Source organism: Kineosporia sp. A_224 (genome assembly GCF_002198655.1).
GTDB lineage: Bacteria > Actinomycetota > Actinomycetes > Actinomycetales > Kineosporiaceae > R-H-3.
Window position 1 is genome coordinate 1 of the sequence record NZ_MWLN01000139.1, and the last position, 9,115, is coordinate 9,115.

The 9,115-nt window shown below is 76.0% G+C and carries 7 protein-coding genes; all 7 read right to left on the reverse strand.

Features of this window, described 5'->3' with window-relative positions; translation table 11 throughout:
- Positions 1 to 45: 45 nt before the first annotated feature.
- A complete protein-coding gene (htpX, locus tag EDJALFJO_RS12435; RefSeq protein ID WP_088285639.1) occupies positions 46 to 912 on the reverse strand; it encodes a zinc metalloprotease HtpX in 867 nt (288 codons plus the stop codon).
- A gap of 490 nt (positions 913 to 1,402) precedes the next feature.
- Positions 1,403 to 2,959 (reverse strand): NADH-quinone oxidoreductase subunit N, encoded by a 1,557-nt coding sequence (locus tag EDJALFJO_RS12440; RefSeq protein WP_143448540.1) that lies wholly within the window; start codon positions 2,957 to 2,959, stop codon positions 1,403 to 1,405.
- Positions 2,956 to 4,569, reverse strand: a complete 1,614-nt coding sequence (locus EDJALFJO_RS12445; RefSeq protein WP_088285643.1) for a NuoM family protein — start codon at positions 4,567 to 4,569, stop codon at positions 2,956 to 2,958. The genes EDJALFJO_RS12440 and EDJALFJO_RS12445 overlap by 4 nt, the downstream gene beginning before the upstream one ends.
- Positions 4,566 to 6,593: an NADH-quinone oxidoreductase subunit L gene (locus tag EDJALFJO_RS12450; RefSeq protein WP_088285645.1), complete on the reverse strand. Its 2,028-nt coding sequence runs from the start codon at positions 6,591 to 6,593 to the stop codon at positions 4,566 to 4,568. The genes EDJALFJO_RS12445 and EDJALFJO_RS12450 overlap by 4 nt, the downstream gene beginning before the upstream one ends.
- Positions 6,590 to 7,102, reverse strand: a complete 513-nt coding sequence (locus tag EDJALFJO_RS12455; RefSeq protein WP_088285647.1) for an NADH-quinone oxidoreductase subunit K — start codon at positions 7,100 to 7,102, stop codon at positions 6,590 to 6,592. The genes EDJALFJO_RS12450 and EDJALFJO_RS12455 overlap by 4 nt, the downstream gene beginning before the upstream one ends.
- A complete protein-coding gene (locus tag EDJALFJO_RS12460; protein WP_088285649.1) occupies positions 7,099 to 8,499 on the reverse strand; it encodes an alpha/beta fold hydrolase in 1,401 nt (466 codons plus the stop codon). Before EDJALFJO_RS12460 ends, EDJALFJO_RS12455 begins: the two co-directional genes overlap by 4 nt.
- On the reverse strand, positions 8,496 to 9,011 hold the full coding sequence (locus tag EDJALFJO_RS12465; RefSeq protein WP_088285651.1) for an NADH-quinone oxidoreductase subunit J: 516 nt from the start codon (positions 9,009 to 9,011) through the stop codon (positions 8,496 to 8,498). The genes EDJALFJO_RS12460 and EDJALFJO_RS12465 overlap by 4 nt, the downstream gene beginning before the upstream one ends.
- Between the last annotated feature and the right edge of the window lie 104 nt (positions 9,012 to 9,115).

Below are 9,115 nucleotides of genomic sequence, written 5' to 3' on the forward strand. Positions count from 1 at the left end.
TCCGAAACTACCTGTTCCTCGCGGTCGGGGGCGGGTCGGTCGGGATCAGGGGCGCCGGTAGCCGGCCATCGCCTCGAGCCGGGCGATCCGCTCCGGCATCGGCGGGTGGGTCGAGAAGACCCGGGAGATGCCGCCCGCCCGGAACGGGTTGGCGATCATCATGTGGCTCGCGTTGACGAGGTCGCGCTCCGGCGGCAGCGGCAGCCGGTTCGTGCCGGACTCGAGCTTGCGCAGGGCGCTGGCAAGGGCGAGCGGGTCGCCGGTGAGCTTCGCGCCGTCCTCGTCGGCGTCGTACTCGCGGGTGCGGCTGATCGCCATCTGGACGACGCCGGCCGCGAGCGGGCCGAGGATCATGAGACCGATGAGCACGACCGGGTTCGGCCGGTCCTCGTCGTCGCTGCCGCCGCCGAAGAACATCCCGAACTGGGCGATGAAGGTGATCGCGCTCGCGACCGCGCCGGCGACCGACGCCGTGAGGATGTCGCGGTTGTAGACGTGCATGAGCTCGTGCCCGAGGACGCCCCGCAGCTCGCGCTCGTCGAGGATCTGGAGGATCCCCTCGGTGCAGCAGACGGCGGCGTTGCGCGGGTTGCGGCCGGTCGCGAAGGCGTTCGGGGCGTTCGTCGGGGAGACGTAGAGCCGCGGCATCGGCTGCCGGGCGGCCGTCGAGAGCTCCCGGACGATCCGGTACATCGCGGGCTGCTCGGCCTCGCTGACCGGCCGCGCGCGCATGGCCCGCAGCGCGAGCTTGTCGGAGTTCCAGTAGCCGTAGGCGTTCATGGCCAGGGCGGCGAACAGCCCGATGACCAGACCCGTCCGGCCCAGCAGCAGGTTGCCGACGACGAGGAGAAGTGCCGACAGCCCGCCGAGCAGGACAGCGGTCTTGAGACCGTTGAAGTGGCGGTGGCCCATCGCGGATCCGTGCTCCTTCCGTGGTGCCGAGGACCGGCATCCATACGTGTCAACGTGGTCCCCGGGGGCGTCGTTCCCGGCCCAGCGGGCTCCCAGCGGACTCCCAGGCAGCGGGGTGGGTGGCGTCCTCTGGCGGGGTTCGTACGCTACGTCGGCGTCCTCTGGCGGGTCCTGCACGCTACGTCGGGCGTCCTCTGGCGGAGAATGCACGCTACGTCGGCGTCCTCTGGCGGGTTACGCGCGGGGCGTCGTCCTCTGGTGTCTGAAGTACCTCAAAACTCGAGTTTGGGGTACTTCGCACACCAGAGGACGACGCGCAGCAGGCATGAGGTGCGTCGGACACCAGAGGACGACGGGAGCGCCGCCCCGGGCACGTCACATGAAGTGCGGGACCCGCCAGAGGACGGCGTGAGAGGTGCAGAACACACCAGAGGACGCCTCCCCAGACCTGGGCAGGAGCCCCGCACCCGAAGGAACGCCGACCGACCCGTCAGCGCAGCGCGGTCGGGATCAGCCCGGCGACGACCTGCGGCAGGACCGAGAACGCGACGCACAGCGCGAGGGACATCCCGAGCGCGATCCCCTCGGCCGGCCGGACCCGCCACGTCGGCGGGGTCGCGGTCGGGCGGACGACGAGCAGCGCCGTCCAGCGCAGGTAGTACGCGACGCCGAGGGCGACGTTCGCCGCCGCGACCACCGCGAGCCACCAGACGCCGGCGTCGACGAGCGGGCGGACGGCGACGACCTTGGCGACGAGGCCGACGAGACCGGGCGGCAGGCCGGCGAGGCAGAGCAGGGCGAACCCGAGGGCGCCGGCGGCGACCGGCTCGCGGCGGGCCAGGCCGCGGTAGGCCTCGAGGGTGTGGTCCTCGCCGGCCGGGTGGTGGCGGGCGAGCAGGACGACGACACTGAAGGCGAGCAGGCTCGCGACGCCGTAGGCGACGAGGTACCCCACCGCCGCCGCGACCGCCTGCCGGGCGTCTCCGGGGGCACCGGACGCCACTGCGCCGAGCGGCAGGACCACCCAGCCGGCCTGCGCGACCGTCGACCACGCGAGCAGCCGGACGGCGACGGTCTGGCGCAGCGCGACGAGGTTGCCGACGGTCAGGGTCAGGGCGGCGAGGACGGCGACCGCGGGCGACCAGGCGTCCCCGAGGGCGGGCAGCCCGACCCCGAGCAGGACGACGACGGCGGCCAGGCCGGCGGCCTTGGAGACGACGGACAGGAACGCCGCGACCGGCAGCGGGGCTCCCGCGTAGGTGTCCGGCGTCCACAGGTGGAACGGGACGACGGAGAGCTTGAACGCGATGCCGGCGACGGCGAGCAGGGTGCCCGCGACCGCGACGACGCGCACCGAGTCGGGCAGGGTCGGGTCGCCGACCGCCGCCGCGATCCGGTCCAGGTGCAGCGATCCGGTGGCGAGCAGGAGCATCGCGACGCCGACCAGGAGCAGCCCGAGCGAGGCGACGGCGGTGAGCAGCAGCGTCACCGCGCCCTGCGCGCCCTGGGCGTCGCGGCGCAGCGCGACGAGGCCGATGACCGGCAGCGACGCCGTCTCGAACGCGACGACGAGGGTCGCCAGGTCGCGCGAGCCGGCGAGCACGAGCGCCCCGGTCACGGTGGCGAGCAGGAGCAGGTGGTGCACCGACCGGTCCCGCGCGCCCGGCCCGTCGACGGCGAGGAGCAGGCACACGACGGCCCCGACGACGACGACGGCCTGCAGCGTCAGGGTGAGCGGCGAGACGACGAACGAGCACGAGGGCAGGACGAGCTTGCCCTGGCCGGCCACGCAGACCGTCGAGCGGACGGCGGCCCCGGCGACCGGGCCGAGGTCGCGCCCGGTGGCGGCGACCCCGAGGACGGCGACGAACGCCCCGGAGACCCCGAGCCCGGCGAGCGCGACGACGTCGTGCACACGGCGCAGCCGGGCGGTGGCCGGGGCGACCGCGTCGACGAGCACGAGGACGACGATCGTCACGAGCGTCGCGATCGCCGGGGCGAGCGCGAGCGGGTCGACGGCCTGGACGCCGGTGATCGCGAAGTTCACGAGCCCACCCCCGCGAGGAGCACCCGGACGATCGGTGCGGTGACGTCGAGGAGCAGCCAAGGCAGCAGCCCGAGGACGACGGTCGCGACGACGAGCGGCGCGGCGACGGCGACCTCGTGGGTCGTCGCGTCGCCGACGGTCACCGGCGCGAAGAGCGCGGCCGGCCCGGCCGGCCCGGCGCTGCGGCCGTTCGGCCCGTGCCAGACGAGGAAGAGCACCCGGAGCAGGTAGGCGGCGGCGAGCGCCGTGCCGAACGCGGCGAGGACGGCGAGCGGCCGGGCGAGCGGGCCGAGCGCCCCCTCGCCGTTCCAGGCGCCGACGATCGCGAGCAGCTCGCCCCAGAAGCCGGCGAGCCCGGGCAGCCCGAGCCCGGCGACGGCACCGAAGGCGAGCAACCAGCCGAGCCGGGGCAGCCGGTCGCGCAGACCGCTGCCGAGGCCCTCGAGGTCCGCGGTGTGGCGGCGGTCCTTGAGGGCGCCGACGACGAGGAAGAGCAGGCCCGTGATGAGGCCGTGGGCGACGTTCGCGAAGAGCGCACCCTGCAGGCCCTGCGGTGTCATCGAGGCCACCCCGAGGAGCACGAAGCCCATGTGCGCCACCGAGGAGAAGGCGACGAGGCGCTTGAGGTCGCGCTCGACGAGGCACGCGAGACCGCCCCAGAGGATGCCCGCGACCCCGAGCGCGCCGAGGAACGGCGCGATCGCGCGGACGCCGTCCGGCACGACGGGGACCGCGACCCGGACCAGGCCGTACGTGCCCATCTTGAGCAGGACGCCCGCGAGCAGGACCGAGCCCGCCGTGGGGGCGATCGTGTGCGCCGGCGGCAGCCAGGTGTGGAGCGGGAACATCGGCGCCTTGACGGCGAGCCCGAACACGATGAGCGTCGCCGCGATCGTCTGGGTCGTCGTCGACATCCCGGCGCCGCCGGCGTACGCGAGGGCCGCGAGGTCCGTCGTCCCGGTGCGCAGGGCGACGAGGACGAGCCCGAGCAGCATGACCGCCGAACCGAGCGCGGTGTAGAGGACGAACCGGTTCGCGGCGTCCCGGCGGGCGCGCTCGCCGCCCGGCAGCGGCGTCGACGGCTCGCCGACCCGCGGCGCCTGGGTGTCGTCGCCCCACAGCGCGACGACGAACCACATCGGCACGAGGACGACCTCGAACGCGACGAAGAACAGCAGGAGGTCCTGCGCCGTGAACGTCGCGAGCGCTCCGGACTCGACGGTGAGGATGCACGCGACGAGCCCGCGGACCCGGCCCGCGACCGGCCGCACCCGCACGAGGTGCCAGCAGACGAGCAGCGTGAGCAGCGCCGTGAGGAGCACGAGCGGGGCACCGAGGCCGTCGAGCCCGAGGTGGAAGCGGACGCCGAGCGCGGGGATCCAGGCGACGTCGACCGACAGCCCGGTGCCGGGGCGGTCGTAGGGGGCGGCGCCGACCGCGGCGAGCGCCGCGACGAGCAGCGTGCCGGCCGCGACCGCGGTGCCGGTCTCGGCGGCGGCCCGGTCGCGGACCCGGTCGCCGACGGCGAGCAGGACGGCGGCCGCGAGGAGCGGGGCGGCGACGAGGACGACGAGCAGCCAGCCGCCGAGGGAGTCGAGGAACGTGCTCACGACAGCACCACCCCGACCGCTGCGAGGACGGCAGCGCCCGCGAGCACCCAGCTGAGGTAGCCGGTGACGAGGCCCGACTGCGCTCGGCGCAGGACGCCCCCGGCCCAGCCGGCGCCGGTCGCCGTGCCGCGCACGTAGGCGTCGACGACGTCCCGGTCGCCGCGTCCGACGGCCCGGGCCAGCGCGCGGACCGGGCGGACGACGAGCAGGTCCTGGAGGGCGTCGATCCGGTAGCCGTCGCGCAGGGCGGCGCGGACGGCGCGCGGCAGGGCGTCGGCGACGTCCCGGGCGCCGAGCGCGGGGGCGGTGAGCGCCCAGCCGATGCCGGCGAGCGAGAGCAGGGTGCCGGTGAACGCCGTCCAGACCTCGACGTGGACCTCCCCGATCAGCGCGGGCGGCCGGACGAGGACGAGCCCGAGCAGCACGGTCGGCACCGCGAGCACCCACAGCGGCCAGACCATCGCGCGCGGCAGCGGGTGCGCATGGGCGTCCCCGGCGACCACGTCGTCGGCGTCCACCACCTCGTCGGCGACCGCGTCGGCGGGCGGCTCGCCCTCCTGCGCGGCGGGCACGAGCGCCGGGTCGGCGGCCGCGGCACCGACGGCGCCCGGCGCGGGCCGGACCTCGCCCGTCGCGACGATCGCGAACGCCCGGCCGGCGTAGACGCCGGTGACGAGCGTCGTCACGAGTCCGCTCGCGAGCACCATCTGCGCGGGCCAGCCGACCCCGGACGACGCCGCGTGCTCGGCCGCGGTGAGCACGGCCTCCTTGGACCAGAACCCGCCGAGCGGCGGGATGCCCGCCAGGCCCGCGAGCCCGAGGCCGAGGAGCAGCGCGAGCGGGGCGTGGGTGCGGCGCAGGCCGCCCATGTCGGCGAGCAGGGTCGAGCCGACGACGTGCGTGACGCAGCCCGCGACGAGGAAGAGCAGGGCCTTGAACGCGGCGTGCGAGAGCAGGTGGAAGATCCCGGCCTGGGCGCCGGCGACACCCTCGCCGTCGGTCGCGGCGGAGACGCTCACGCCCGCGAGCATGTAGGCGACCTGGCTGACGGTCGACCAGGCGAGCAGGCGCTTGAGGTCGTCCTGCGCCAGCGCGGCGAGCGCGGCGCCGAGCATCGTGATCGACGCGACGACCGCGGCGACGGTGAGGGCGACGTCCGAGAGCAGGAACAGCGGGAGCAGCCGGGCGACGAGGAAGACGCCCGCGGCGACCATCGTCGCGGCGTGGATGAGGGCCGACACCGGGGTCGGGCCTTCCATCGCGTCGGGCAGCCACGTGTGCAGCGGGAACTGGGCCGACTTGCCGACGGCGCCGAGGAGCAGCAGCAGCCCGACCGTCGCGAACAGCCAGCCGGGGACGGCGACCAGGGCGTTCGCCGGGACGTCGAATGGGCCCTCCGCCGCGGTGAGCCGGCTGATCGACGTCGTCCCGACCTGCAGGAGCAGGAGGACGACGGCGAGCAGCACCCCGAGGTCGCCGACCCGGGTCACGAGGAACGCCTTGACGGCCGCCCGCCGGGCGGAGTCGCGCTCGCTGTGGTGGCCGACGAGCAGGTACGAGCAGAGGCCCATGACCTCCCAGCCGACGAGCAGGAGCACGAGGTCGTCGGCGTGGACGACGAGCATCATCGCTGCGGTGAACAGCGAGACGGTCGCGGCGTACGCCGGGTAGCGGGTCGGGGCGTCCGGCGTCCCCGGGCCGTGCAGGTACGCCGTCGAGTAGACCTGCACGCAGAACGCGACGAGCCCGACGGCGACGGCGACGAAGGCGCTGAGCTGGTCGGCCCGCAGGTCGAGGTGCAGCACGCCGGCACCGGTGTCGACGAGGCCGAGGAACGGGATCCGGTCCCGCGGCCCGTCCGTGAGCACGGCCCACAGCTCGAGGCAGGCCCCGGCGAAGGCACCGAAGGCACCGAGGACCCCGAGGTAGCGGGTGTCCGCACCCCAGCGGCGGCCAGTGAGGAGGCCGAGGACTGCCGCCGCGGCCGGGACCGCGATCGTCAGGACGGCGCCGGAGGCGGTCACGTGTCACCGCCGGCGGGCGGTTCGGTGGACGGCGGGGCCGGGACAGCAGGCGGCCCGGGAGCCGCCGCCGGGGCGGCCGCCACGACCAGTGGGAGATCGACCCCCGGCGCGTCGGCCCCCGGCGTCTCGGTGTACGTCGGCGACGCCTCGCCGAGCTCCCGCACGGCGTCGAGGTCGCTCGTCGAGCGGGCCCGGAAGAGCAGGAGGATGACGGCGAGCGCGAGCCCGACCTCGGCCGCGGCGATCGTGATCGCGAAGACCGTCATGACCTGGCCGGGCAGCAGCGGGTCGGCGGGCAGCTCGGCGACCTGGCCGCCGTCCTGCGCCGTGAGCTGGGCCAGGCCGCCCGCCGGGAGCGCGTTCGCCGTGACGAGCAGGACGCCGGCCGCGGCGAGCAGCAGCTCGGCGCCGATGAGCACGAGGACGGCGTTGCGGCGGGCGAGGAGGCCGTAGACCCCGGTCCCGGCGAGGGCCGCCGCGAGGACGACCGGACCGACGAGGTGGATCACCCGGCCACCGCCGAGGGGGGCGCGGTCGCGGCGGCCGCGGTCGTCGTCCGGACGGCGCCCAGCGCCACGTCGAGCAGCCCGAGGACGTCGTCCCCGGCCCGGCGCAGCCCGTCGTGGTGGTGGACGGTGTCCTCGACGACGCGGACGCCTCCGGTCGCACCCGCGGTCGCGCGCGACAGGTCGGGGTCGACGTACATGTCCTGCGTGTAGAGGCACGCGGCCACCGGGACGGTGCTCCTGGCGAGCCGCGCCGGGTCGTAGAGCGGCCGGTCCCAGGTCGTCTCGGCGAGCAGGTGCGCGGCCTCGGCGAGCGGGGCCAGCGCCGGGTCCCGGGTCACGGTGTGCGGGTAGACCATCTCGCCGGTGAGCGGCAGTCGCGCGACGCCGTCCTCCCCCGGGACGCCCTCGACCCCGATCCCGAGCTCGTCGCGGACGCGCTGCGCGGCCCAGCGGGTCTCGTCGCCGGTCTCCGCGTAGATCGCCTCGTGGACGAGCGCGTAGAGCGGGTTGCGGGCGTAGGAGACGATCCCGGCGACCCCCGCGAGGAAGGTGTCCGAGAGCCGCCCCGGCATCGCCCACGCGTCGTCCGCGAGGTGCGCGAGCAGGTCGATCCCGCCGGCCGCGCCGAGGACGCTGCCGACCTCCTGGAGCCGGCGGGCGGTGAGCCGCTCCCCCGTCGGCAGGTACTCGCCGTGCCGCACGAGGTGCGCGGCGACGTCCGCGAGCACCGCCCGCACGCGCGGGTGCGCGGCGTCCAGCGCGGCGACCCGGCGGTCGACCGCGCGGTGGGTCGCCCGGTAGACGTCCTCGGCCGGGACGCCGACCGGCGGGATCCCGCCGGTGACGTAGCAGCCGGCCAGGCCCTCGGGGGCGAAGGAGAGGTAGGTCCACGTGCAGAAGCCGCCGTAGGACTGGCCGAGCGTCGTCCACGGGGTGTCCCCGAGCAGCCGGCGGCGCAGCACCTCGGCGTCCGCGACGATCGCGTCCGCCCGGAAGTGCGCGAGCCGGTCCGCCTGCTCGCGGGGGGTGAGCCGGGCCAGGGTGCGCCGGTCCTGCGGGGTGGAGCGGCCGGTGCCACGCTGGTCGAGCAGCAGCACGCGGTAGCGCTCGAGCGCCCAGGAGAGCCAGCCCGGGCCGTCGACGCCGGGCAGCGGGGAGCGGCCGCCGGGACCGCCCTGGAGGAAGAGCAGGTAGGGCAGGTCGGCGGCCGCCTTGTCGGCGCGGCGCACCTCGCGGGCGTAGACGGCGATCCGCGGGCCGTCGGCCGTCGCGTGGTCGAGCGGGACGTCGACCCAGTGGTCGCCGGTGACGACGTGGCCGCCGGCCTCGGGCTCGCCGAAGACCCGGACGGCGCGCGGCTCGACCCCGGTCGGGGACGCGAAGGAGGCGGTCGTCACCGGTCCTCCTCCCCGCCGCCCCGGCTCACCGCGAGCGCCGCGACGAGCGCGGCGAGCAGGAGCACGGAGAGCAGCTCGAAGGGCAGCAGCCAGGCACCGAAGACGGCCTCGCCGAGCGGGCGGGCCTCGCCGCGGGCCCGGTCCGGGGTGACGGTGCGGTCCCCGACGGCGGCGAGCAGCGTGCCGCCGACGAGGGCCGCGACGGCGACACCCGCGGCGAGCGCACCCGCGCGGCGTCCGGGCGGGGCGTCGAGGTCGGTGCGGACCCCGATCGGCGCGCGGGTGAGCATGAGGGCGAAGAGCACGAGGACGACGACCGCGCCGACGTAGACGAGCAGCTGGACGAGCGCGACGACCTCCGCGCCGAGGGTGAGGTAGACCCCGGCGAGGGCGCCGAGCGCGACGACGAGCCAGAGCGCGGCGTGGACGACCTGGCGGCTCGACACCGCGAGGATCCCCGCGGAGACCGTCAGTGCGCCGAACCCGATGAAGAGCACCTCGACACCGCTCACGAGGTGGTCCCCCCGGGTGCGGGGGCGTCGCCGCCGTCGGAGCTGCCGGAGGTGCTGCCGCGGCCGGGCGCGGGGCGGCTGCGGGGGCCGGGGTCGACGGCGGT